The organism is Paraburkholderia rhizosphaerae (genome assembly GCF_004366595.1).
Taxonomy (GTDB): Bacteria; Pseudomonadota; Gammaproteobacteria; order Burkholderiales; family Burkholderiaceae; genus Paraburkholderia; species Paraburkholderia rhizosphaerae.
Genome location: NZ_SORE01000012.1, coordinates 140,697 through 164,430, shown reverse-complemented (window position 1 = coordinate 164,430; position 23,734 = coordinate 140,697). Strand labels below are relative to the sequence as shown.

General features: G+C 63.0%; 21 protein-coding genes and 1 pseudogene. 18 read left to right on the top strand and 4 right to left on the bottom strand.

Translation table 11 applies throughout. From position 1 onward, the window contains the following. The first annotated feature begins 144 nt into the window (after positions 1 to 144). The 16 genes and pseudogenes from acpP (at position 145) to nagZ (ending at position 16,039) form a co-directional block, all read left to right on the top strand. Positions 145 to 384, top strand: coding sequence for an acyl carrier protein (gene acpP / locus BX592_RS17535; protein ID WP_004197638.1), 240 nt, complete (start codon positions 145 to 147; stop codon positions 382 to 384). A gap of 257 nt (positions 385 to 641) precedes the next feature. Further along, the gene (fabF, locus tag BX592_RS17530) at positions 642 to 1,880 is read left to right on the top strand and encodes a beta-ketoacyl-ACP synthase II (RefSeq protein ID WP_134193073.1); all 1,239 of its coding nucleotides are present in this window, start codon (positions 642 to 644) and stop codon (positions 1,878 to 1,880) included. A gap of 127 nt (positions 1,881 to 2,007) precedes the next feature. Next, positions 2,008 to 2,421 carry a protein YgfX gene (locus BX592_RS17525; protein ID WP_243849592.1) on the top strand — a complete coding sequence of 138 codons (414 nt, stop codon included), beginning with the start codon at positions 2,008 to 2,010 and terminating at the stop codon, positions 2,419 to 2,421. 91 nt (positions 2,422 to 2,512) lie between these two features. Then, entirely contained in the window at positions 2,513 to 3,112 is a 600-nt protein-coding gene (gene rpoE, locus BX592_RS17520; RefSeq protein WP_075157742.1) for an RNA polymerase sigma factor RpoE, read from the top strand. Between the two features lie 138 nt (positions 3,113 to 3,250). Next, complete coding sequence (locus BX592_RS17515; RefSeq protein WP_134193072.1) at positions 3,251 to 3,907, top strand: sigma-E factor negative regulatory protein; 657 nt, start codon at positions 3,251 to 3,253, stop codon at positions 3,905 to 3,907. Between the two features lie 4 nt (positions 3,908 to 3,911). After that, complete coding sequence (locus BX592_RS17510) at positions 3,912 to 4,958, top strand: MucB/RseB C-terminal domain-containing protein (RefSeq protein WP_134193071.1); 1,047 nt, start codon at positions 3,912 to 3,914, stop codon at positions 4,956 to 4,958. 19 nt (positions 4,959 to 4,977) lie between these two features. Continuing rightward, positions 4,978 to 6,510, top strand: a complete 1,533-nt coding sequence (locus BX592_RS17505) for a DegQ family serine endoprotease (protein WP_134193070.1) — start codon at positions 4,978 to 4,980, stop codon at positions 6,508 to 6,510. A 5-nt stretch (positions 6,511 to 6,515) separates the two neighbouring features. Further along, complete coding sequence (locus tag BX592_RS17500; RefSeq protein ID WP_279589193.1) at positions 6,516 to 6,797, top strand: glutaredoxin family protein; 282 nt, start codon at positions 6,516 to 6,518, stop codon at positions 6,795 to 6,797. Positions 6,798 to 7,040: 243 nt separating this feature from the next. Continuing rightward, complete coding sequence (gene lepA / locus BX592_RS17495) at positions 7,041 to 8,834, top strand: translation elongation factor 4 (RefSeq protein ID WP_134193069.1); 1,794 nt, start codon at positions 7,041 to 7,043, stop codon at positions 8,832 to 8,834. A gap of 22 nt (positions 8,835 to 8,856) precedes the next feature. Beyond that, positions 8,857 to 9,774 (top strand): signal peptidase I, encoded by a 918-nt coding sequence (lepB, locus tag BX592_RS17490; RefSeq protein ID WP_134193068.1) that lies wholly within the window; start codon positions 8,857 to 8,859, stop codon positions 9,772 to 9,774. Positions 9,775 to 10,015: 241 nt separating this feature from the next. Beyond that, positions 10,016 to 11,413 (top strand): annotated as a pseudogene (gene rnc / locus BX592_RS17485) (ribonuclease III); the annotation flags it as partial. Between the two features lie 379 nt (positions 11,414 to 11,792). After that, on the top strand, positions 11,793 to 12,698 hold the full coding sequence (era, locus tag BX592_RS17480) for a GTPase Era (protein WP_134193066.1): 906 nt from the start codon (positions 11,793 to 11,795) through the stop codon (positions 12,696 to 12,698). Beyond that, a complete protein-coding gene (gene recO / locus BX592_RS17475; RefSeq protein WP_377681514.1) occupies positions 12,685 to 13,737 on the top strand; it encodes a DNA repair protein RecO in 1,053 nt (350 codons plus the stop codon). The genes era and recO overlap by 14 nt, the downstream gene beginning before the upstream one ends. Then, positions 13,734 to 14,498, top strand: coding sequence for a pyridoxine 5'-phosphate synthase (pdxJ, locus tag BX592_RS17470; protein ID WP_134193065.1), 765 nt, complete (start codon positions 13,734 to 13,736; stop codon positions 14,496 to 14,498). The genes recO and pdxJ overlap by 4 nt, the downstream gene beginning before the upstream one ends. Positions 14,499 to 14,515: 17 nt before the next feature. Further along, positions 14,516 to 14,914, top strand: a complete 399-nt coding sequence (gene acpS, locus BX592_RS17465; RefSeq protein WP_134193064.1) for a holo-ACP synthase — start codon at positions 14,516 to 14,518, stop codon at positions 14,912 to 14,914. A 96-nt stretch (positions 14,915 to 15,010) separates the two neighbouring features. Beyond that, on the top strand, positions 15,011 to 16,039 hold the full coding sequence (gene nagZ / locus BX592_RS17460) for a beta-N-acetylhexosaminidase (protein WP_134193063.1): 1,029 nt from the start codon (positions 15,011 to 15,013) through the stop codon (positions 16,037 to 16,039). A gap of 149 nt (positions 16,040 to 16,188) precedes the next feature. Here nagZ and BX592_RS17455 read toward each other — a convergent pair whose 3' ends face one another. From BX592_RS17455 to earP, 4 genes are all read right to left on the bottom strand, one after another. Continuing rightward, positions 16,189 to 17,571 (bottom strand): sigma-54-dependent transcriptional regulator, encoded by a 1,383-nt coding sequence (locus BX592_RS17455; protein ID WP_134193062.1) that lies wholly within the window; start codon positions 17,569 to 17,571, stop codon positions 16,189 to 16,191. 262 nt (positions 17,572 to 17,833) lie between these two features. Continuing rightward, the gene (locus BX592_RS17450; RefSeq protein ID WP_134193061.1) at positions 17,834 to 18,040 is read right to left on the bottom strand and encodes a CsbD family protein; all 207 of its coding nucleotides are present in this window, start codon (positions 18,038 to 18,040) and stop codon (positions 17,834 to 17,836) included. A gap of 292 nt (positions 18,041 to 18,332) precedes the next feature. Beyond that, a complete protein-coding gene (gene efp / locus BX592_RS17445) occupies positions 18,333 to 18,890 on the bottom strand; it encodes an elongation factor P (protein ID WP_134193060.1) in 558 nt (185 codons plus the stop codon). Positions 18,891 to 19,114: 224 nt separating this feature from the next. Next, entirely contained in the window at positions 19,115 to 20,386 is a 1,272-nt protein-coding gene (earP, locus tag BX592_RS17440; RefSeq protein WP_134193059.1) for an elongation factor P maturation arginine rhamnosyltransferase EarP, read from the bottom strand. A 153-nt stretch (positions 20,387 to 20,539) separates the two neighbouring features. On the opposite strand from earP, the gene uvrC reads away from it, so the two are divergent. Both uvrC and pgsA read left to right on the top strand, forming a co-directional pair. Further along, the gene (uvrC, locus tag BX592_RS17435) at positions 20,540 to 22,834 is read left to right on the top strand and encodes an excinuclease ABC subunit UvrC (RefSeq protein WP_134193058.1); all 2,295 of its coding nucleotides are present in this window, start codon (positions 20,540 to 20,542) and stop codon (positions 22,832 to 22,834) included. Positions 22,835 to 23,033: 199 nt separating this feature from the next. Beyond that, positions 23,034 to 23,627 carry a CDP-diacylglycerol--glycerol-3-phosphate 3-phosphatidyltransferase gene (pgsA, locus tag BX592_RS17430; RefSeq protein WP_134193057.1) on the top strand — a complete coding sequence of 198 codons (594 nt, stop codon included), beginning with the start codon at positions 23,034 to 23,036 and terminating at the stop codon, positions 23,625 to 23,627. Positions 23,628 to 23,734: the final 107 nt, after the last annotated feature.

The following is a 23,734-nucleotide window of genomic DNA, read 5'->3' as shown; positions in this document are numbered from 1 at the left end:
ATTCGGTTACTATCCGCGCCGCGATGCCATTTCGCATGCGCGTGGACGGTGCCTTTGCAACCACGTGCGCGCCGTTTTCCGGCGGGGCAAACCTGATAAAATGCGCGCACCTGTATTTATGAACTTTTTTCCCTTGGAGGGGTAATGGACAACATCGAACAACGCGTTAAAAAGATCGTTGCGGAACAACTGGGCGTCGCGGAAGCGGAAATCAAGAACGAAGCCTCGTTCGTCAACGATCTCGGCGCAGATTCGCTCGATACCGTCGAACTGGTGATGGCCCTCGAGGACGAATTCGGCATGGAAATTCCGGATGAAGAAGCCGAAAAGATCACCACGGTGCAGCAAGCGATCGACTACGCTCGCGCCAACGTCAAGGCCTAAGGCCATTCGCGCCCGCACCGCCACCGTCGTCGATGGCCGCTGCTGCCGCCATTGTCATGGTCGTTGTGTTTCCGGAGCCGGCGCACGTGCGCCAGTCCGCGGCCGGCGAGCAAACGCCGGTCAGGCCGCCGCTATCGGCATTCACGCCGGGCTCATAGCCACAGGGTACACAGGTTCGTTTCCTGTTGCCGCTGTGGCTTTTGCTTTGGCATGAGCTATCGCATTTGCTTTCGTCATTCTATGGAAAAGGGGTTACCGTGAGCCGCCGTCGTGTTGTTGTTACAGGCCTGGGGCTGATTTCGCCTGTTGGCAATAATGTTGCCGATGGATGGGCCAATCTGGTCGCCGGCAAATCCGGCATCGCCAACATTACGAAGTTCGATGCGTCGAACTTTTCCACTCGCTTCGCCGGCGAGGTCAAAGGCTTCAATGTCGAGGAATACATTCCGGGCAAGGAAGCGCGCCATATGGATACGTTCATCCATTACGGCATCGCGGCCGGCATGCAGGCGGTCAGGGACAGCGGCCTCGACATCAACGATGCGAATGCCGAGCGCATCGGCGTGGTGGTCGGCTCGGGCATTGGCGGTCTGCCGATGATCGAAATCACGCAGACCGAACTGTTGAACCGCGGCCCGCGCCGCATTTCGCCGTTCTTCGTGCCGGCGTCGATCATCAACATGATCTCCGGCCATCTGTCGATGAAGTTCGGCCTGAAGGGCCCGAACCTGGCCATGGTGACCGCGTGCACGACGGGCCTGCATTGCATCGGCGAAGCATCGCGGCTGATTGAATACGGCGACGCCGACGTGATGATCGCGGGCGGCGCGGAATCGACCGTGTCGCCGCTGGGCATTGGCGGCTTCGCGGCGGCGCGTGCGCTGTCGCAGCGCAATGACGACCCGGCGACCGCGAGCCGTCCGTGGGACAAGGACCGCGACGGCTTCGTGCTCGGCGAAGGCGCAGGCGTGATGGTGCTCGAAGAGTACGAGCACGCGAAGGCGCGCGGCGCGAAGATCTACGCGGAAGTGGCCGGCTACGGAATGAGCGGCGACGCGTATCACATGACCGCGCCGCTCGAAGACGGCGACGGCGCGCGCCGCTGCATGCTGGCGGCGATGAGGAACGCCGGCATCAACGCGGACGAAGTCGGCTATCTGAATGCACACGGCACGTCCACCGGGCTGGGTGACCTCGCGGAAACGATCGGCATCAAGCGCGCGTTCGGCGAACACGCGAAGAAGATCGTCGTGAATTCGACGAAGTCGATGACCGGGCACCTGCTCGGCGGCGCCGGTGGTCTCGAGTCGGTGTTCACGGTGCTCGCCGTGCACAATCAGATCTCGCCGCCGACCATCAATATCTTCAACCAGGATCCGGAATGCGATCTCGACTATTGCGCGAACGTTGCGCGAGAGATGAAGATCGATGTCGCGCTGAAGAACTCGTTCGGGTTCGGCGGCACGAACGGAACCTTGGTGTTCAAACGCGCGTAAGCGGCGTTTCCGTTTGACGCAAGCACCGCAGTTTCAATCCGTCCGGTTACCGGTGGCACCGCTCGATGCGGTGTCGCCGCTGGGACAAATGCAACAGGACGTATCCGAAGGCGGAGTTTCGCAGCGCATGGTGCTGCGACGCTCCGCCTTGTTGTATTGCGTGAGCGCGGTCTTTATCCTGATCGCCGTCGCGGCCGTTTTCACGACACTCGTCGCGCGCTTCGCGTGGCCGCACGCCGTAGTCGCCGCGCTCGCGACGCTTGGCATGCTGGGTATTGCGCTTGCGCGCGATGCCCGACGCCGGCCCACGTCGCTTAAAATCGGGCCGGATGGATTGGCCACGTCGAATCGCGCCGGTCAGTCGATCGCCCAGGGCCGAATCGTCGGCTGCGCGCAGTGGAGCGGTTGGCTGCTTTCGATTGCGCTTGTAGGCGACAATGGCCGCTCCCGCACGTTGCTCGTGACCGCCGATATGCTTTGCTCCGACCATTTCCGTGAACTGGCGGTACAGGCCCGGCGCGCCGCGCACGGGGCGTTGTAACGACTGTTACTGCCGTTACTGCTGTAACGTGACAGGATGAAGGGGACGCTACAATGGTGCCCCCGCGGGCCCTAGCTAACGGATTTATCAGGTGAGCGAAAAAGAAATTGATCAGGTGCTGGTCGAACGCGTGCAGAACGGCGACAAGGCCGCGTTCGAGCTTCTGGTCACCAAATACCACCGCAAGATCATCCGGCTGATTTCGCGCCTTGTGCGAGATCCTGCCGAGGTCGAGGACGTGGCCCAGGATGCGTTCATCAAGGCCTACCGGGCACTGCCCCAATTTCGCGGTGAATCGGCTTTCTATACGTGGTTGTACCGGATTGCCGTGAACACGGCGAAGAACTACCTTGCGACGCAGGGCCGGCGAGCGCCGACTTCGACCGAAGCAGACGCTGAAGAGGCTGAAACTTTCTCGGATGCCGACCAACTAAGGGATATCAACACGCCCGAGTCGATGTTGATGAGCAAACAGATCGCAGAGACGGTCAATGCTGCGATGGCGGTTTTACCGGAAGAGCTGCGCACCGCCATTACTCTTCGTGAAATTGAGGGTTTGAGCTACGAGGAAATCGCCGAAATGATGGGTTGCCCGATTGGCACCGTCAGATCGAGAATTTTCCGTGCTCGCGAAGCCATTGCGGCAAAATTGCGTCCGTTGCTGGACACCCCCGAGGGCAAACGCTGGTAATCGCGCTATCCGTTGCGCTTCGAGCCGTCTCCGGTCGAAGCTTGTCGATAGTGTTTCATCAGCGGCCGTGCGGGGCGACGGTGCAATATCTGGGTCAGGTGGTGTCACTACGGGGTGTCTGTAAAGATGGGGAGCATCATGGGGTCCGTTTCGATGCGTTCGGAAGCGAATCTGCAAGCGAGCTCGCGCGGCGAGCGTCTGTCCGCGCTGATCGACGGCGAGTGGGTCGGCGAAGAGTCGGAAGCGTTTATTGGCGCGCTCGATCGTGAAGATCGCGCGACATGGTCGGACTATCACCTGATCGGCGACGTGCTGCGTTCCGACGATCTGGCGTTGAGCGCCAGCGCAAGCCACGCTTTCGTCAGCGGTTTCGCGGCGCGCTTCGAAAGCGAAGCGCATATCGTTGCGCCGTCGTCATCGTCGGCGTTGCGCGAACAACGCAATGCGTCCGGCCGGCTGCTGGGACGTCCGCTCGGTCGACGTTTGCTGCCGGCGTTCGCGGTAGCCGCCGCTGCCGCTACGCTGACGTGGATCGTCGTTCCGCAACTGCAGGGCGTGAACACCGGTATGCAAGGGGCGCAGGTTGCCTCGGTGTCGTCCGGGGACACGCTCCAGCGTGTCGCGATGGCGTCGATGCCGGTCGCGACCGCGCAACCGGCGGTGCAGGACGCGAATATCATCCGTGACGCAAGTCTTGATCAGTATCTGGAAGCCCATCAGCAGTTCGCGCAGCAGCCCGTAATGGGCACCGCGATGCCGCTGATCCGTGCAGCCGCCACTACGCAGGGCCGATAGCTCGATGCAGACTTTGCGGTTCAATAAAAAGACAACGTGGGGACGGCTGCCGGCACTACTGTTCTGCGCAGCCGCACTTGTTTCAGCGTTATCCGTGGTTCCTCGCGCGCATGCGCAGGACGACGCTTCGGGCCGCCAGTCGGCGGCCGAACTGCTCAATCGAATCCACCAGGCTGCGCAGCAGCAGAACTACGAAGGCGCGTTCGTCTATCAGCGCGGCGCGTTCGTGCAGACGTCGCGCATCTCGCACTATGCGACGCGCAACGATGGCGAATTCGAGCAGCTTGAAAGTCTCGATGGCAAGCCGCGCAAGATGCTGCGGCATAACGACGAGCTCTATACGTTCGTGCCCGAGCGGCATCTGCTCGTCGTCGAGCAACGGCAAAACAAGGACTCCTTTCCTGCGCTGCTGTCCGCGAGCACCGATGAGGTACTGGCGGTGTACGCCCCGAAAATCCTCGGCCGCGATCGCGTCGCGGGCGTCGAAGCCGACGTGATCGAACTCGATCCCAAAGACGCTTACCGTTACGCATACAAGCTGTGGGCCGACACGAAAACCGGCTTGCTGCTGCGCGCGCAAACGCTCGATCCGAGCGGGGATGTGCTCGAGCAGTTGTCGTTTTCGCAGATTCGCATTGGCGTGCCGGTCGAAAAGGCGCCGATTGCAGCGGGCATTCGTAATACCGCTGGATGGACGATCGTGCATCCGCCGGTCGAGCCGGTCGATATGGAAGCGCAGGGTTGGCAGATCACGCCGAACGTGCCGGGTTTCAGGAAGATTCGTGAGCTGCGCCGGCCGATGGCGGCGCACGATCCGGGCAACCCGCCGATTCCGGTCGACCAGATGGTGTTCTCCGACGGCCTCGCGGCCATTTCGATCTTCGTCGAGCCGGTCGAGAAAAATACGCGGAAAGAAGGCGCGGGAAGCACCGGGGCGACCCATGTGCTTGTCAAGCGCCGCGGGGACTTCTGGATTACCCTGCTTGGCGAAGTGCCTCAGGCCACATTGCAGCAATTCGCGTCTGCCATAGAATACAAGGCTCCCAAGTAATCCATCGGTTTACGACGACATGACGACTTCCTCGGTGCGCAAACTCTTCGCGGCCGCGCTGCTAGCGGCTTGCCTGCCGTTTCTGCCGCATACGGCGGTGGCCGCGCCCGCAGCCAGCCTTCCCGATTTCACGGACCTGGTCGACAAGGTCGGCCCCGCGGTCGTCAATATCAGGACCACCGCGCACGTGCCGACCGGCAACCGCGGTCTGCCTCCCGGACTCGACGACGGCGACATGTCCGAGTTTTTCCGCCGCTTCTTTGGCATTCCAATGCCGCAGTCGCCGCAAACGCCGCCGCGAGGTGGCGGTGGCGACAGCCAGGGCGGGCAAGGAGGTGGTCAGGGTAGCCAGGGCGGCCAGGGTGGAGATTCGCCACAGGACAACAGCGATTCCGAAACGAACAGCGGCGTTGGCTCGGGCTTCATCCTGTCGTCGGACGGTTATGTGATGACCAACGCGCACGTGATCGACGATGCCGACTCGATTTACGTGACGCTCACCGACAAGCGCGAGTTCAAGGCGAAGCTGATCGGCGTCGACGAACGCACCGACGTCGCGGTCGTGAAGATCAATGCGACCAACCTGCCGACCGTGACGATCGGCGATTCGAACAAGGTGCGCGTCGGCGAATGGGTGGTCGCGATCGGTTCGCCGTTCGGGCTCGAAAACACGGTGACGGCGGGTATCGTCAGCGCGAAGGGTCGCGATACCGGCGACTATCTGCCGTTTATCCAGACCGACGTCGCGGTGAATCCGGGCAACTCGGGCGGCCCGCTGATCAATATGCAAGGCGAGGTGATCGGCATCAACTCGCAGATCTACAGCCGTACCGGCGGGTTTATGGGCATCTCGTTCGCGATTCCTATCGACGAAGCGATGCGTGTCGCCGATCAGCTGAAGACGTCAGGCAAGGTCGTCCGCGGTCGCATCGCGGTTGCGATCGGCGAGGTCACGAAGGATGTCGCCGATTCGCTCGGCTTGCCGAAGGCGCAGGGCGCGCTGGTAAGCAGCGTCGAACCAGGCGGTCCGGCCGACAAGGCGGGCGTCCAGCCGGGCGACATCATCCTGAAGTTCGCGGGTCATTCGGTCGACACCGCGACCGATCTGCCACGGATGGTAGGCGATACAAAGCCCGGCACGAAGACGTCCATCACGATCTGGCGCAAGGGCCAGACGCGCGATCTGTCGGTCACGGTCGCCGAGATGCAGCCGGACAAGGCCGCGCACGCCGATCAGCGCAAGCCACCCGCGCCGAAGCAACAGGCGACGAATGCGCTGGGCATCGCAGTTAGCGATATCCCATCTGACCAGATGAAGTCGCTCAAGCTGCGCAATGGCGTGCAGGTCGACGCGATCGAAGGGCCGGCCGCGCGGGTTGGGCTGCAGAAAGGTGACATCATCCTGCGGCTTGGCGATACCGATGTGACGAGCGCAAAGCAGTTCGACGAGCTGGTCACGCATCTCGATCCGCAGAAGATGGTCGCGCTGCTCGTGCGCCGCGGCGACAACACGCAGTTCGTGCCGATCCGGCCGCGCGCACCGCAGAAGTGACACTTGTGACCAAGCCGGCTTCGCAAGAGCCGACAGTGCTCACGCTCTATGGGCGCGCATGGTGTCATCTGTGTGACGACATGCGCGCCGCGCTTGAGCCGCTACGGGTGGAATTCGGTGTACACGTCGATGTGGTCGATATCGACGCGGATGCCGCGCTCGAAGCGCGATATAACGAAGCGGTGCCCGTGCTGGTGCTGGCCGGCGCCGAACTGTGCCGCTATCACCTCGACGAGGCGCGCGTGCGTGGCGCGCTGGCCGCATGCGTCGATGCGTCCGCGCGCTGATGCGCTCGCATCGCCGCGACGTCTGTCTCCCGCCGGTGCGCGTGCTCGCTGGTTCGCACGCAGGCGCGAAGCCTACCGGTCCGCACGCTGGCCGCGTGTCCGCCGGTCCGCATGCAGGCCGGCCAGTCCCGCAAATCCGCCAGCGGAACCCCTTTTCAGCTAAAATAGGCAGGTTTTTCAGTCAGTTTCCGAGGCGTGCTTCGCGACCCACCGAGCGCGCCTTTTTTGCTTGATCGGCCTTGAATGGATCATATTCGTAACTTTTCGATCATCGCGCACATCGACCATGGCAAGTCGACGCTTGCCGATCGCATCATTCAGATTTGCGGCGGCCTGTCCGACCGCGAGATGGAATCGCAGGTGCTCGACTCGATGGATCTCGAGCGCGAACGGGGCATCACTATCAAGGCGCAGACCGCGGCGCTGTCCTATAAGGCACGCGACGGCAAGGTCTACAACCTGAACATGATCGACACGCCCGGCCACGTCGACTTCTCGTACGAGGTCAGCCGCTCGCTGTCCGCGTGCGAAGGCGCGCTGCTGGTGGTCGACGCAAGCCAGGGTGTCGAAGCGCAGACGGTTGCAAACTGCTACACCGCAATCGAACTCGGCGTCGAAGTCGTGCCCGTGCTGAACAAAATCGACCTGCCGGCCGCCAACCCGGAAAGCGCGATCGCCGAAATCGAAGACGTGATCGGCATCGACGCGACCGACGCGACCCGTTGCAGCGCGAAGACCGGGCTTGGCGTCGAAGACGTGCTCGAGGCGCTGATCGCGAAAGTGCCAGCGCCGAAGGGCAATGTCGAAGCGCCGCTGCAGGCGCTGATCATCGACTCCTGGTTCGATAACTACGTCGGCGTCGTGATGCTGGTGCGCATCGTCAACGGCACACTGCGCGCGAAGGACCGGATTCGCATGATGGCGACCGGCGCCGAGTACCCGGTCGAGCACGTCGGCGTGTTCACGCCGAAGTCGAAGAATCTCGAATCGCTGTCCGCGGGGCAGGTCGGCTTTATCATCGCCGGCATCAAGGAACTGACGGCGGCGCGCGTCGGCGATACGGTCACGACGGTCAAGCGTGCGGCGCCCGAGCCGTTGCCCGGCTTCAAGGAAGTGAAGCCACAGGTGTTCGCCGGCCTCTATCCGGTCGAAGCGAACCAGTACGACGCGCTGCGTGAATCGCTCGAAAAGCTGAAGCTGAACGACGCATCGCTGCAGTACGAACCGGAAGTCTCCCAGGCGCTCGGTTTTGGTTTCCGTTGCGGCTTCCTCGGTCTGCTGCACATGGAAATCGTGCAGGAGCGGCTCGAGCGCGAGTTCGACATGGACCTGATCACCACCGCGCCGACGGTGGTCTACGAGGTGCTGCAGCGTGACGGCACGGTCGCGACGGTCGAGAACCCCGCGAAGATGCCTGATCCGTCCCGCATCGAAGAGGTGCGCGAGCCGATCGTCACGGTGAACCTGTATATGCCGCAGGACTACGTCGGCTCGGTGATCACGCTGTGCACGCAGAAGCGCGGCAATCAGATAAACATGCAGTACCACGGCCGTCAGGTGCAGCTGACCTACGAAATGCCGATGGCCGAGATCGTGCTCGACTTTTTCGACCGGCTCAAGTCGGTGTCGCGCGGCTATGCGTCGATGGACTACGAGTTCAAGGAGTACCGCGCGTCGGACGTCGTGAAGGTCGACATGCTGATCAACGGCGACAAGGTCGACGCGCTGTCGGTCATCGTGCACCGCTCGCAGAGCCAGTACCGCGGCCGCGAAGTGGCGGCGAAGATGCGCGAGATCATCCCGCGCCAGATGTACGACGTCGCGATCCAGGCGGCGATCGGCGCGCACATCATCGCGCGCGAGAACATCAAGGCGTTGCGCAAGAACGTGCTGGCGAAGTGCTACGGCGGCGACATCTCGCGCAAAAAGAAGCTGTTGGAAAAGCAGAAGGAAGGCAAGAAACGGATGAAGCAGGTCGGCTCGGTTGAAATCCCGCAAGAGGCATTCCTCGCCATTCTGCGCGTCGAAGACAAATAAGACGAACAACGGACACCCTTCAATGAATTTCGCATTGATTCTTTTTGTGCTCGTCGTATTGACGGGCATCGCCTGGGTAGCAGACAAGCTCTTTTTCGTGCCGAGAAGGCGCCTCGCGGCGCAAGCGGCGGTAGCCGAGTTCGACCGCCAGCAAGCGCGGGTCGGCGAGCGTTTCGCCGATGAAAATCCGGATCAGACGCGCGCGAAGTTGCGCGACGAAAAACTGCGCCAGCCGTGGTGGCTCGAATACACGGCGAGCTTCTTCCCGGTCATTCTCGTCGTGTTCGTCGTGCGCTCGTTCGTCGTCGAGCCGTTCAAGATTCCGTCAGGCTCGATGGTGCCGACGCTGCTGGTCGGTGACTTCATCCTCGTCAACAAATTCGACTACGGCCTGCGCTTGCCGATCACGAATACGAAGCTCACCGAAGGCCGTCCCGTGCGGCGCGGCGATGTGATCGTGTTCCGCTATCCGAAGGATGAATCGGTCGACTACATCAAGCGCGTGATCGGTCTGCCGGGCGACGTCGTCTCGTATCAGGACAAGAAACTGACGATCAACGGCAAGCCGGTTCCCGAGATTGCGCTGCCCGACTTCTACGATCAGGAACCCGATGAAGCGAGCGGCACCCCGCGCGCCGGCTACATGAAGCAATTCGAGGAAGATATCGACGGCCGCAAGAACCGTATCCTGAACAATCCGGCGGTGCCGCCGTTCGTTGTCGGCGCGGATGACTACCCATATCGCAACAACTGCAATTACAACGACCGCGGCGTGATCTGCAAGGTGCCGCCGGGCCACTACTTCATGATGGGTGACAACCGCGATAACAGCGCGGACAGCCGTTACTGGGGTTTCGTGCCGGACGCGAACCTCGTTGGCCGTGCGTTCTTCATCTGGATGAACTTCAGCGATCTCAAACGGATCGGCCCATTCGAGTGAGTGGCGTTATCTTTAACGTCATCGCGCGATGAGCGCGAACCGCGCTCCGATCACCGCAGCGACCACGCGTCTCAAAATCACGCATCACGATCGTCGCATCGCAAGCTCGAAACACGCCGCGAAATCTGCGCGGCGTGTTATCACGCTACTTTAAGAACCTGCGGTAACGTCGCTTCACCACGCCTGTTCGCGTGTCGGTCCGCGTTTTCGCCGGGGCAAGCGCCCGCGTTATACTCTGCCCATGCCTTCATCTCCGCTGGAAAGCCGACTGCGCTACGAATTTCGCAATGCGGAATTGCTGCGCCAGGCTCTCACTCACCGCAGTCATAGCGCCACGCATAACGAACGGCTCGAGTTTCTCGGCGACTCCGTTCTCAATTGCGCGGTGGCGGCACTTTTGTTCCAACGTTTTGGGAAGCTGGACGAAGGCGATCTGTCCCGGGTGCGGGCGAATCTCGTCAAACAGCAGTCGCTGTACGAAATTGCTCAGGCCCTGAATATTTCGGACGGCCTGCGCCTCGGTGAAGGCGAATTGCGCAGCGGTGGCTTTCGCCGGCCGTCGATCCTCGCGGACACGCTCGAGGCGATCCTCGGCGCGATTTTTCTGGATGGCGGGTTTGAGGCGGCACAAACCGTTATCAAGCGGCTGTATGTGCCGATTCTCGATCATATTGACCCGCGCACGCTCGGCAAGGACGCCAAGACGCTGCTGCAGGAGTATCTGCAGGGCCGCAAGATCGCATTGCCGACCTACACGGTGATCGCCACGCATGGTGCGGCGCACAATCAACAGTTCGAAGTCGAATGCACTGTGCCTAAGCTCGACGTGAAGGTGTCGGGCTCCGGTGCGAGCCGCCGCGCCGCCGAACAGGCGGCCGCCAAGAAGGCGCTCGACGAGGTGATGGCAGCGGCGCCGGCGGTGGTTGCGAAGTCGAAGCGTTCGAAGAGCGCGCGTGCGGCGAAGAGCGCCGAGGCGGAAATCGTCCCCGGCGTGACCGGCGTGCAGACGGCGCTTGATCTGCGTGCGCCGGACCAGCGCAAGGCCGAGCAGCGCGCGGCACGCGCAGAAGCGAAGACAACGGCAGCGGAAGCAGGCGCCGAGCGTGTGCCGGCCGCCGCGCCGCCCAGCGTCGCCCCGCTCGCGGTGATTCGTGCCGCGCACGTCGAATACAGCCAGGGCCAGGCCGGCGGCGGTGGCAGCGCCGATAAGGAAAAGGCGGACAAGCCGGAGCGGGTCGAACGAGCAGCGGATAAACCGGGCGACAAGGCGGTCGAGCGGACCGAGGACAAGACCGGCCGGGGCGAAAAGGCGGACCGCATTGACAGGCTGGCTGACAAGCCAGCCGAGAAGCCAGCCGAGAAGCAGGCTGAAAAGCCGGGCGAGAAACCGTCCGACAGGCAGACGGAGAAACCGTCCGACAAGCAGGTTGAGAAGCAGGCTGAAAAGCCGGTCGACAAACAGCCCGACAAACCGTCGGACAACCACGCCGACAAGCAGAGCGACCGGACCGACGCCGCGACGCGACCGCCGGATCCGCCTTCCGACAGGACCGATACGACAATTCGTCAAGGCGACACGGCGGCGGACAAGCTGGAAACCGCCACGTCGCTCGCCGACAGGCAAGCCGGGAAAACAGACAAAGCAGCCGAAAAACCCGCCGAAAAAACCAGCGACAAAGCAGGGGACAAGCACGACACCGCCGCGCGCCTCGCAAATGGCTCCGAACGGGAGAAACCGGCGGACCCATTTGAAGCCGCATCACGCAGCACTGAAAGACCGACGTCCCGCAGCCGCGAAATCGCCGGCGCGGCGACGGCGGAAGCCGACCTTGAACCCGGCGTCGCGAGCGCGCTGCATACCCGCGTCGCCGACGCGGGCCATTGATTCACCCCGATTGCTCGCGAGCGCCCCTGATTAACCCAGCCGATTACCGCCGCCGCGCCTTTGCTGTTGCTATTGCAGTTCGCATCTGGTTGTCCCGCAATGCACGTCGGCCCCGGTTTGCCGTAGCCCGAATATGAACACGCCCACTCCCACCGCCCCTGGATTTCGCTGCGGCATGGTCGCCATCGTTGGCCGGCCGAACGTCGGCAAGTCGACGCTGATGAACGCGCTCGTCGGCCAGAAAGTCAGCATCACGTCGCGCAAGGCGCAGACGACCCGTCACCGCATCACCGGCATCCGCACGCTCGACGACGCGCAATACATCTTCGTCGACACGCCCGGTTTCCAGACGCGCCATAGCGGCGCGCTGAACCGGTCGCTGAACCGCGCGGTGACCTCGACGCTGACGTCGGTCGACGCGATTCTGTTCGTCATCGAAGCCGGCCGCTTCGGCCCCGACGACCAGCAGGTGCTCGATCTGATTCCGCCGGCGGCGCCAGCGCTGCTGATTGCGAACAAGCTCGACCGCGTCAGCGACAAGGACACGCTGTACCCATTCATGCAGCAGATGTCGGCGCTGCGCGATTTCAAGGAAATCGTGCCGCTGTCCGCGAAGAACCCCGACGACATCAAGCGGCTGTTCGCGACGGTGAAGCCGTATCTGCCGGAAGGCGAGCCGATCTACGGCGAGGACGATCTGACCGATCGCAGCGAGCGCTTTCTCGCTGCTGAGATCCTGCGCGAAAAAGTATTCCGCTGGACCGGCGACGAATTGCCATACACGAGCACGGTCGTGATCGACAAGTTCGAGGCGGAAGGCCGCCTGCGCCGCATCTTCGCGACGATTCTCGTCGAGCGCGATACGCATAAGGCGATGATCATCGGCCAGAAAGGGGCCAAGCTCAAACAGATCAGCACCGAAGCGCGCCTCGATATGGAAAAGCTGTTCGACGGTCCGGTGTACCTGGAGACCTTTATCAAGGTGAGGAGCGGGTGGGCCGACAACGAAGCCGGGCTGCGCGCGTATGGGTACGAATGACGCATGGATGACGCAGCCTCCCGAAGCCGAGCCTGATCCGGCGGAACCGGCGGCGCCGCGCGATGACGCGCGGCCCGCCGCGCGTGCGCGCGCGAAACGGGCCGCGCCGAAGAAGTCCACCACCGCGCGCACGCCCGGTGACGATTTCGCCGATGCAGCGCTGCTCGAAGCGAACGATCCGGCGGGTAGTCAGCCGGGCGGGCAGGCCAAAAAGCCGGCCGCCAAATCGACCAGCAAGCAAGCCGACACTCCCGACGACCACGAGGCCGCAAGCGGACGACGCGCGACGAAAACCCCACGCCGCACGCCGCGCGCGCCGGTTTCCGAATACCGCGTCTCCGAGCAGCCGGCATTCGTTCTGCACAGCTACCCGTATCGCGAAACCAGCCTGATTCTCGACGTCCTGTCGCGCGACCACGGCCGCCTCGCGTTGATCGCGAAGGGCGCGAAGCGCCCGCACTCGGCGCTGCGCGGTGTGTTGCAGACGTTTCAGCCGCTCTCGCTCGCGTGGACCGGCAAATCGGAAATGCGCACGCTGACCGGCGCCGAATGGGTTGGCGGCATGCTGCCGCTCGCCGGCGACGCGCTGCTCTGCGGGTTCTACGTGAACGAACTGCTGGTCAAGTTTTGCGCGCGCGAAGATCCGCATCCGCAACTCTTCCATCACTATGTGGTGACGCTGACGCGCCTTGCGCACGACGAGCCGCCGGTGCAGGTGCTGCGTTCGTTCGAGCGCGTGCTGCTGCGCGAGACCGGCTACGCAATGGCGCTCAACCGCACAGTCGCGGGCCAGCCGGTCGTGCCGGGTGGCCGTTATGTGTTCGACCCGGAGCGCGGCGTGCGCGACGCGTCCGACGATCTGCCCGCGCAATGGCCGGTCGTAGCCGGTCAGACCTTGCTCGATATGGAGCAGGACGATTACCATCGTGCGCAGACGGTTGCGCAAAGCAAGACGCTGATGCGCTTCCTGCTCAACACGTACCTCGGCGGCACGCCGCTCGCGACGCGCCAGATCCTGATCGACTTGCAGAACCTATGAGCTTCTTTCTCACGTCGCCCCACGTGATCGACCTCGGCGTCAATATCGACCACGTCGCCACGCTGCGCAATGTGCGCGGCACGTCCTATCCTGATCCGATCCGCGCGGCGCTGGCCGCTGAAGAGGCCGGCGCCGATGCGATCACGCTGCATTTGCGCGAGGATCGCCGGCATATCGTCGACGCGGACGTGCGCGCGTTGCGTCCGCAACTGAAGACGCGGATGAATCTCGAATGCGCGGTCACGCAGGAAATGCTCGACATCGCGTGCGAGGTGCGTCCGCACGACGTGTGTCTGGTGCCTGAAAAGCGTGCGGAGTTGACCACCGAAGGCGGTCTCGACGTTGCCGGCCACTTCGACGCGGTACGCGCCGCGTGCAAGCAGCTGGCGGATGTCGGCTCGCGCGTGTCGCTTTTCATCGATGCGCAAGAGACGCAAATCCGCGCCGCGCATGAAGCGGGCGCCCCGGTGATCGAACTGCACACGGGCCAGTACGCGCAAGCGCACGACGAAGCCGCGCAACAGCGCGAATACGAACGTGTCGTTCAAGCCGTCGAATTGGGTCGCTCGCTCGGGCTCAAGGTGAATGCCGGCCACGGTCTGCACTACACAAACGTGCAGCAGATTGCGGCGATCGAAGGCATCGTCGAGCTGAATATCGGCCATGCGATCGTTGCACACGCAATCTTCGCCGGCTGGGACAACGCGGTGCGCGAGATGAAGGCGATCATGGTCGCCGCGCGTCTTGCGGCACGCGCTTAGCGCAACGCGAGCGCGTGATGGCGATCTACGGCATTGGTACTGACGTCGTGCAGGTAAGCCGCGTAGCCGCGGTAATGGAACGCACCGGCGGCCGCTTCGCGGAAAAGGTGCTCGGGCCCGACGAACTGCGTGTCTATCACGCGCGCAACGCGCGTTCCGCGGTGCGCGGTCTCGCGTATCTCGCGACGCGTTTCTCGGTGAAAGAAGCGTTCTCCAAAGCGATCGGTCTCGGCATGCACTGGCCGATGACGTGGCGCGCACTGCAAACGCTAAACGAAGCCGACGGCCGGCCGTATGTGGTCGCATCCGGTGAACTCGCGGACTGGCTCGCCGTGCGCGGGATCACCGCACGCGTGACGCTTTCCGACGAACGCGACTACGCGGTGTCGTTCGTGATTGCGGAGACCGGCAATTAGCGAGCGCGCGGGTCATCCCCGCTACCCGAATTTCTCCGGCGCGGCGCTTTGCGCCGGTTGCGCCGTTCGACAGTCTTTCTCTTCCATTTGCGCTCGATGAAAACCTCTCCTGGACCGGTCATGCTCGACGTCGCCGGCAAGACGCTCAATGCCGCCGACAAACGCCGCCTCGCTCATCCAATGACGGGCGGTGTGATTCTGTTTGCGCGGCACTTCGAAAGCCGCGCACAGTTAATTGCGCTGACCGATGCGATTCGCGATGTCCGCGAAGACCTGCTGATCGCGGTCGATCACGAAGGCGGCCGCGTACAGCGCTTTCGTACCGATGGCTTCACGGTGCTGCCGTCGATGGGCAAGCTCGGCGCGCTATGGGATGACGATGTGCTGCACGCGACGAAGGTGGCGACCGCGGTCGGCTACATCCTCGCAGCGGAACTGCGCGCATGCGGAGTCGATATGAGCTTCACGCCGGTGCTCGATCTGAACTACGGCCATTCACAGGTGATCGGCGACCGCGCGTTTCATCGCGATCCGCGCGTCGTCACGATGCTCGCGAAGAGCCTGAATCACGGCTTGGCGCTTGCCGGCATGGCGAACTGCGGCAAGCATTTTCCGGGGCACGGGTTTGCGCAGGCCGATTCGCATGTCGCGGTGCCGGTCGACGAACGCACGCTCGACGAGATACTCGCCGAAGACGTCGCGCCGTACGATTGGCTCGGCATGTCGCTCGCGTCGGTGATTCCCGCGCACGTGATCTATCCGCTGGTCGATTCGAAGCCGGCCGGGTTTTCGCGTGTGTGGTTGCAGGAAATTCTGCGCGGCGCACTGGGCTTTAATGGCGCGATCTTCAGCGACGATCTGTCGATGGAAGCGGCGCGCCAGGGCGGCACGTTGACCGAAGCGGCGACGGCCGCGCTCGAAGCGGGCTGCGATATGGTGTTGATCTGCAATCAGCCGGAAGAAGCCGGCAAGGTGCTCGACGCGCTGCGCGTCAAACCGTCGAAGGCATCGCGCCGGCGCATCAAGCGGATGCGCTCGCGCGGCAAGGCGCCGATCTGGGACAAACTGATTGACGAGCCGGAGTATCGGCAGGCGCAAGCGCTGTTGCGCGACGCATTCGCGTGAAAGAAGGGTGACTGGGGTTTAACTGGAACTGAAACGTGACGCAAACGCGGTCGATGCCGGGATCGGCGAGAGCGCGCATCTAAAGCACCTGAAAAACAAAGGCGCAAGCAACACGCTTGCGCCTTTGTTTCATCCGACCCGCACACGCATCAATTCAACCGCATCCGCTGCAGCTTGTTATACAGCGTCTTCGGACTAATACCGAGCAGCGATGCGGCGCGATGCCGTGTGCCGCCGACCGCGTCCAGCGTCGCGCGAATCAGCATCTCCTCGACGTCCGCGAGCGGCGTGCCGACCGTCACCTGCACGCGGCCCCCGTTCAGATCACGTCCACCGATGCCGTGTGTCTCATCGGCGCGCAGCGTCTCGAGCACATCGCCTGACGCCTGATACGCGCGCCGCACACGCTCATGCAATTCGCGCACATTGCCCGGCCATTCGTACGCGAGGCACTCGCGCAGGAAGTTCGGCGTGGTTAGCTTCGTCGCATCGGCGATGCCGCGCGCGTTCGCTTCGCGGTTCAACTCATCGACCAGTGATTGGGCGAACAACGCCGGGTCGTCGCCGCGTTCGCGCAGCGGCGGCAGCGACAGCGCGGCCGCTTCGAGGCGCAAGCCGAGGTCTTCATGCAACGAACCGTCCGCGACCGCGGCGCGCGGCACCTTGCGCGTCGACGCGATCAGCCGGAAATCCGTCACCACCTGATTCGTGCCGCCGACCCGCATGAAGGTCTGCGAATCGAGCGCGCGCAACAGCGACTCCTGCTGCGCGCGCGGCAGCAGCGCGATTTCGTCGATAAACAGCGTGCCGCCGCTCGCCTGTTCGAACAGGCCCGGCTCGCGTTGCTCGGCGCCGCTGAACGCGCCGCGCTCGTGGCCGAACAGCAGGCTATCGAGCGGCCGTCCGCCGCCGACGGACGCTGCTGCGCGGCAGTCGAACACGATAAACGGACCTTTGCGCCGCCGGCTCATTTCGTGCAGCGTGCGTGCCGCGACCTCCTTGCCGGTGCCCGCTTCGCCGGAGATCAGCACGGCGGCTTCGGTCGGCGCGACCTGCTCGATCGTGTCATAGATGTGCTGGATCGCGCCGCTGCGGCCGATCATCGGACCGAAGCGGCCCATCTGACGCAGCTTCGCGCGCAGCGTCTGCACTTCCTCGGTCAGTTCGTACGGACGCGGAATGCGCGCGAGCAGGCTGCGCAGACGCGGGATATTCACGGGTTTGAGCAGATAGTCCCAGATGCCGTGCCGCAAGCCTTCGATCGCGCTTTCGACAGTCGCATTGCCCGTCATTACGATGACCGGCAATGCGCCGCCTGGCGGCTGCACCGGCAGATGCTGCAGCAGATCGAGGCCGCTGCCGTCCGGCAGATTCAGGTCGACGAGCACGACGTCCGGGATAAACCGGGACAGCGCGGCGCGCGCTTCGGCAAGCGTGATCGCGGTGTCGACCGAGAAGCCGTCGGCAGCGAGGATCGCCGACAGACCGGACAGGCTATTGGGATCGTCTTCGACAATCAGGGCATGTGGCATAACGAGCGCAATTTTTTCAAATGAACGGAAACCCCCGGGGCGTCAGCGTTCTGGACGCGTTCGGGCACGATAAGGGCCGGTGCTGACGTTTTAACTTCACCGCCCGGCGATTCGACGCATGTTTTCTAATCCTGTTGTCTCCACTAACGCTCATGGACCCTGCGTGCCGCGGTTGCGTTTCTGCTTTTGCCCGTGCGCGCGCGGCTTGATCGTCACACGCGGCACAACCGGCCGCGCGCACGGGGTCACTGCATGAATGCGGCTACAGATCCCGGTTTGCATCGAAGAAGCGGCGCACTTCGCGCTCCGCCTCGTCGCGGGTCTTGCCGTAACGCTCCTGAATCAGTCCGGTTAGCCTGTCCGCGCGACCTTCCGCCTTTGTCAGCTCATCGTCGGTCAGTTCGCCCCACGCGGTTTTCGCCTTACCGATCATCTGCTTCCATTTGCCTTCAGCAATGTCGTTGTTCATTGACACCTCCCTGTTCAATGAACCGCCCGGGCAGATTGAAATGGAAACCCGGACGGCTGCCTAGCTGAGAAGCAGAGGGCGTGCCAGATACCGAATGTGCTGCAGAATCAATGCGCTGACGTTTGAACGGACGAGTTTGTCCGCGATAGCCTGCGCAAATTTGCATAAATTTCCGGTAAAGATTTCCACCACCATACACGGTCGCGGAAAAAAGAAAAAGCGCCCAAATTGGACGCTTTTGCGAAACCGCGCCCAGGTAGGGCGCCGCTCTTGAGTGAAGCCTACGCTTTCCTTACGCGCGGCTGCGGTATTCGTGCGTGCGCGTATCGATTTCGATCTTGTCGCCGATGTTGCAGAAAAGCGGCACTTGCAATTCGAAACCGGTGTTCAGCTTCGCGTTCTTCAGCACCTTGCCCGACGACGTATCGCCCTTGACGGCCGGTTCCGTGTAAATAATTTCGCGGACCACCGTGGTCGGCAGTTCGACCGAAATCGCCTTGTCGTTGTAGAAAACCACTTCGCACGCCATCCCGTCCTGCAGATAGTTCAGCGCGTCGCCCATCATTTCCGCTTCGACTTCAAACTGGTTGTAGTCGGCGTCCATGAACACGTACATCGGGTCTGCAAAGTACGAGTAGGTCACTTCCTTGCGGTCGAGCACGACGACGTCGAACTTGTCGTCGGCCTTATAGACCGTTTCCATGCCTGCGCCCGTCAGCAGGTTCTTGAACTTCATCTTGACGACAGCCGAGTTGCGGCCCGACTTGTTGTATTCGGCCTTCTGCACGACCATCGCGTCGTTGCCGATCATCACGACGTTGCCGGTGCGGAGTTCTTGAGCGATCTTCATAAAACTGTCCTGTACGAAATAATGTGCTTCAACGTTGCTTGCTGTATGGCGTATTCCATTTGCGTACGCCGTGGCGCACGGCATCCGTGGGCGCTGCCCGCAGCCGTTGCCGGTGTTTTACCCGATGCAGAGGAAATTCGGATGAAACCGCACGGGATGCCCGCGCCGATGCGCTTGGGCCTATAGCGGTGCCGCGTCTGAAATGGCGGCCGTTGGCTAACCGTTTATTTTAGCTGAGTTTTTGCGAATCGGGCCAGATTTCCGGCGAGATCCCCGGCGCGTGCAAGTTCGTGCGCCCATTGCGTTGCGCGCGCGGTCAGTGCGGGCCGATGGCGCGAGAAATCGGCCCACAGCGTGGCCCAGTCAGGCGCGCCTACGCCGTTCCACGCGTGCCAGAAGCGCGTCAGCGCGTCGCGCGCAGCAGTGGGTAGCGAGCGCGCGTAGTGCGCGAGCGCGGCGTCGAGTTTGGGCAGGTGCGCGTCGTCCGCTTGCGGATAGATGTGCCAGACGAATGGGCGCGCGGCCCACTGCGCGCGCACGAAGGAATCTTCGCCACGCACGAAGTTCAGGTCGCTCGCCCATAGCAGGCGGTCGTAGCCGGATTGGTCCGTGAACGCGAGCGCATGGGCGGCGAGGTTGCCGCGTTGCGCATGCGTGCCCGCGGCGAACGACGGCAGGCTGAAAAAACGGGCGAGAGCGCCCGAAATTCGTCCTTCGGGCACCAGCAGCACGATTGGACTGGCCGAGTCGCGCCATTGTTCGAGCAGCGCATCGACGGCCGGGTTTTCGTACGCGAAAAGCGAGATTACGGTCGTGTCGGCGGTGGGCAGCGGGGCGCCGACCCTATCGCGCCACCATGCGGCGCGCACGGATTCCGACGCGTCGAACGCCGCGCGTTGCGCGTCGAGATCATGTTCTTTCAGCACGCCGCCGGTACCGGGCGCGAGTCCCGGAAAGAAAAAGGTCTTCACGAGCGGATAACGCGGATGCGGCGATGGCCGCAAATGGAAATCCGCGACCCAGTCTTCCGCGCTCAGATAGTCGAGGTTCAGCCACACCGGCGCGCGCGCGCGGCGGGCCATCGCGGCGACGTAGACCGGCGGCAGTTCGCAGGCGAACGCTTCGATCACCACATCGGCCACTTCGAGCGTATCGCCCGCGTGCGTGGGCTCGCGCCAATGTTCGACGACGATGCCTTGCGCGCTCTGGCGTGCGAGACCGGTGTCGATGACCGGACACAGCGCGTGAAACGCGCGCAGATCGTCGACGAACAGGCGCACTTGCCAACCGTGTTCCGCTGCAAGCTGGCGCGCGAGGCGCCAGCAGACACCGATGTCGCCGAAGTTGTCGATCACCGCGCAAAAGATATCGCAGGCGATCGTCGTGTCGTCCGGCGCATGCAATTCAGGTTGCGCGTCGGGCTGCGCGAGCGGCTTGCGCGCCGCGCGCGGGGTTCGGGATGCGTTGCAGACGACAGCGCGGGAGGCAGCGGACATGGCGGCAGGGCCTGTGGACTTTGAGTAGGCGCGGCATGATCGGAATGTTCTAAACTGGCGATTTTAATGCAGCGTTTCCGCGCAAGACCGGTCTACTCTGCTGTTTATCGACTGATTTTTCCCCGCAAAGCGCCGCTTCCAGTCTAATTCTGCATGGCCCACTCTGACGCTTCCGATACTGCCGACGTCTTCGAGCCGAAAAAAGTGCTCGCGCAATTACCGCATCTGCCCGGCGTTTATCGCTACTACGATGCGACTGGCGCGGTGCTGTACGTCGGCAAGGCGCGCGACCTGAAAAAGCGCGTGTCGAGCTACTTCACGAAGACGCTGCTATCGCCGCGTATCGCGATGATGGTTACGCGCATCGCGCGTATCGAAACCACCGCGACACGCTCCGAAGCGGAAGCGCTGCTGCTTGAAAACAACCTGATCAAGGCGCTGGCGCCGCGCTACAACATCCTGTTTCGCGATGACAAGTCGTATCCGTACCTGAAGCTGACCGGTCATCAGTTTCCGCGCATGGCGTATTACCGCGGCGCGGTCGATAAGAAGAACCAGTATTTCGGACCGTTTCCGAGCGCGTGGGCGGTGCGCGAAAGCATCCAGATCCTGCAGCGCGTGTTTCAGTTGCGCACCTGCGAAGACTCGGTGTTCAACAACCGCACGAGGCCGTGTTTGCTGCATCAGATCGGTCGTTGCACCGCGCCGTGCGTCGGCGCGATCAACGAGGAAGACTACGCGCGCGATGTGTCGAACGCATCGCGGTTTCTGCTTGGGCGCCAGTCGGAGGTGATGAGCGAGCTCGAGCAGAAGATGCACGCGTTCGCGGCCGAGTTGAAGTTCGAGCAGGCGGCGGCGGTGCGTAACCAGATGAGCTCGCTGTCGACGGTGCTGCACCAGCAGGCGATCGAGGTCGGCGGCGATAGCGATGTCGATATTCTCGCGGTCGTCGCGCTCGGTGGACGCGTCTGCGTGAATCTCGCGATGGTGCGCGGCGGGCGGCATCTGGGCGACAAGGCGTACTTTCCGGCGCATGTCGAAAGCGCGCTGGCGGTCGAGGAAGGCACGCTCGACGACGATGACGATGACGCGGACGACGGGGCGGCGCAAGACTTCGCGTCGGCCGCGCCCGCCGAGACGCATACCGGCGTTGCGCCGCTCGACATGCGGGCGTTGAACAGCGAGCGCGAATCCGCCGACGACGACACGTCGCATACCGAAGTCGCGGGCAGCACAAACAGGGACCTTTCGGACCAGGACGACGCGAACGCGGACGATGACTCGTCAACTGCTGCCGACGACGACGCGATGCCTTCCGCGGCATCGACCGCTGCCGACGATGCTGTCACTTCCGCCGCCGCGGCCGGCAACGGGACGGCGCTCGCTCGCTCGCGCACACCGGGCATCGAATCCGAAGTGCTCGAAGCGTTTATCGCCCAGCACTATCTCGGCAACCGCGTGCCACCGGTGCTGGTCGTCAGCCACGCGCCGGCGAACCGCGAACTCGTCGATCTGCTGATTGAACAGGCGGGTCACAAGGTGACGGTGCTGCGTCAGCCGCAAGGCCAGAAGCGCGCGTGGCTCGCGATGGCCGAGCAGAACGCGCGGCTCGCGCTCGCGCGTCTGCTGTCCGAACAGGGTTCGCAGCAGGCGCGTACGCGCGCGCTCGCCGACACGCTCGCGCTCGAATGCGAAGACCTCGCGCAGTTGCGCATCGAATGCTTCGACATCAGCCATACGATGGGCGAGGCGACGCAGGCGTCGTGCGTTGTGTATCACCATCACAAGATGCAGTCGTCGGAATACCGGCGCTACAACATCACCGGCATCACCCCAGGCGATGACTACGCGGCGATGCGTCAGGTGCTGACGCGCCGCTACGAGAAAATGGTGGCGCAGGCCGCCGCGAATGCGGTCGACGAAGCGACGACCTTGCAGGCCGAAGCGGCCGCCGACCCGCTCGTCACGCCGGATGCGGCGGAACCCGTCGCCGCGGGCGGCACATTGCCGAACATCGTGTTGATCGACGGCGGCAAGGGCCAGGTCGAAATTGCGCGTCAGGTGTTCAATGAACTGGGGCTCGATCTCGGGATGCTGGTCGGCGTCGCGAAAGGCGAGGGACGCAAGGTCGGGCTCGAAACGTTGGTGTTCGCCGACGGCCGCACGGCGCTCGAGCTGGGCAAGGAAAGCGCGGCGCTGATGCTGGTCGCGCAGATCCGCGACGAGGCGCACCGCTTCGCGATTACCGGCATGCGCGCGAAACGCGCGAAGACGCGCCAGACGTCGCGTCTCGAGGAACTTGAAGGCGTCGGCGCGAAACGCCGCCAGCGGCTGCTGGCGCGCTTCGGCGGCTTGCGTGGCGTGGTGGCGGCGAGTGTCGACGATCTGGCGAGTGTCGAAGGTATTTCGCGCGCGCTGGCCGAGCAGATCTACCGGCAACTGCACTGAACGCGCCGGCGGGACGGGTCCGGCGCGGCTGTGCGCGTGGGTTGCAAATGACCTGCGAGTGAGTTGCCGGCCCGTTGCGGGTCAGTTGCAGGCCAGTTGTCGATGGATCGCTGGACTTCGCTGGATGTTTGTTCGCTTGTGGCTGTCTCATTGAGACGGCACAATTGCATCTCTATTTTTCAGAACCCTGTCGCTGCCCATGCCGTTTAATTTCCCGATCTTTCTGACGTGGCTGCGGATCGTGCTGATTCCACTCGTGGTGGGCGTGTTCTATTTGCCCAACTCATGGATGAACGTCGAGCACCGTAATCTGGCGGCGATGGTGATCTTCATTCTGGCCGCGCTGACCGACTGGTTCGACGGCTATCTCGCGCGCAAATGGAACCAGACGTCCGCATTCGGCGCGTTTCTGGACCCGGTCGCCGACAAGCTGATGGTGACCGCGGCACTGCTGATACTCGTGCAAGTGGCGCGCCTGGACGCCGCGATCGCGCTGGTGATCGTCGGCCGCGAAATCGCGATTTCCGCGTTGCGTGAATGGATGGCGCAGATCGGCGCGTCGAAGAGCGTTGCGGTGAATTCGCTCGGCAAGTTCAAGACCGCATGCCAGATGGTCGCGATTCCGATGCTGCTGCTGTATGAACCCGTGCGTTTTCCGGGTGGGTTCGTACTCGATACGCGAGTGTGGGGCGTGTGGCTGATTTATCTCGCCGCGGTGCTGACGATCTGGTCGATGCTGTATTACATGAAGCTCGCATGGCCGCAGATTCGCGAGCGCGGCGGTGCGGTTTGAATGATGCGCAAACGCCGCGAATCGGGCGGTGGAAAAAGGGTTGACACGTTTCAGTGCTTTATACATAATCTCGTCTCTCCGGTGCAGGCGGTCTAGCAAGTTGATGC

Bases quoted from the DNA above. Each gene is read 5' to 3' on its own strand.
- BX592_RS17510 (WP_134193071.1), top strand. From the start codon at position 3,912: ATGCAGACTTTGCGGTTCAATAAAAAGACAACGTGGGGACGGCTGCCG.
- recO (WP_377681514.1), top strand. From the start codon at position 12,685: ATGGGTACGAATGACGCATGGATGACGCAGCCTCCCGAAGCCGAGCCT.
- pgsA (WP_134193057.1), top strand. From the start codon at position 23,034: ATGCCGTTTAATTTCCCGATCTTTCTGACGTGGCTGCGGATCGTGCTG.
- acpS (WP_134193064.1), top strand. From the start codon at position 14,516: ATGGCGATCTACGGCATTGGTACTGACGTCGTGCAGGTAAGCCGCGTA.
- BX592_RS17525 (WP_243849592.1), top strand. From the start codon at position 2,008: ATGGTGCTGCGACGCTCCGCCTTGTTGTATTGCGTGAGCGCGGTCTTT.
- lepA (WP_134193069.1), top strand. From the start codon at position 7,041: ATGGATCATATTCGTAACTTTTCGATCATCGCGCACATCGACCATGGC.
- era (WP_134193066.1), top strand. From the start codon at position 11,793: ATGAACACGCCCACTCCCACCGCCCCTGGATTTCGCTGCGGCATGGTC.
- BX592_RS17450 (WP_134193061.1), bottom strand. From the start codon at position 18,040: ATGAACAACGACATTGCTGAAGGCAAATGGAAGCAGATGATCGGTAAG.
- nagZ (WP_134193063.1), top strand. From the start codon at position 15,011: ATGAAAACCTCTCCTGGACCGGTCATGCTCGACGTCGCCGGCAAGACG.
- BX592_RS17455 (WP_134193062.1), bottom strand. From the start codon at position 17,571: ATGCCACATGCCCTGATTGTCGAAGACGATCCCAATAGCCTGTCCGGT.
- earP (WP_134193059.1), bottom strand. From the start codon at position 20,386: ATGTCCGCTGCCTCCCGCGCTGTCGTCTGCAACGCATCCCGAACCCCG.
- acpP (WP_004197638.1), top strand. From the start codon at position 145: ATGGACAACATCGAACAACGCGTTAAAAAGATCGTTGCGGAACAACTG.
- BX592_RS17505 (WP_134193070.1), top strand. From the start codon at position 4,978: ATGACGACTTCCTCGGTGCGCAAACTCTTCGCGGCCGCGCTGCTAGCG.
- efp (WP_134193060.1), bottom strand. From the start codon at position 18,890: ATGAAGATCGCTCAAGAACTCCGCACCGGCAACGTCGTGATGATCGGC.
- BX592_RS17515 (WP_134193072.1), top strand. From the start codon at position 3,251: ATGGGGTCCGTTTCGATGCGTTCGGAAGCGAATCTGCAAGCGAGCTCG.
- lepB (WP_134193068.1), top strand. From the start codon at position 8,857: ATGAATTTCGCATTGATTCTTTTTGTGCTCGTCGTATTGACGGGCATC.
- pdxJ (WP_134193065.1), top strand. From the start codon at position 13,734: ATGAGCTTCTTTCTCACGTCGCCCCACGTGATCGACCTCGGCGTCAAT.
- uvrC (WP_134193058.1), top strand. From the start codon at position 20,540: ATGGCCCACTCTGACGCTTCCGATACTGCCGACGTCTTCGAGCCGAAA.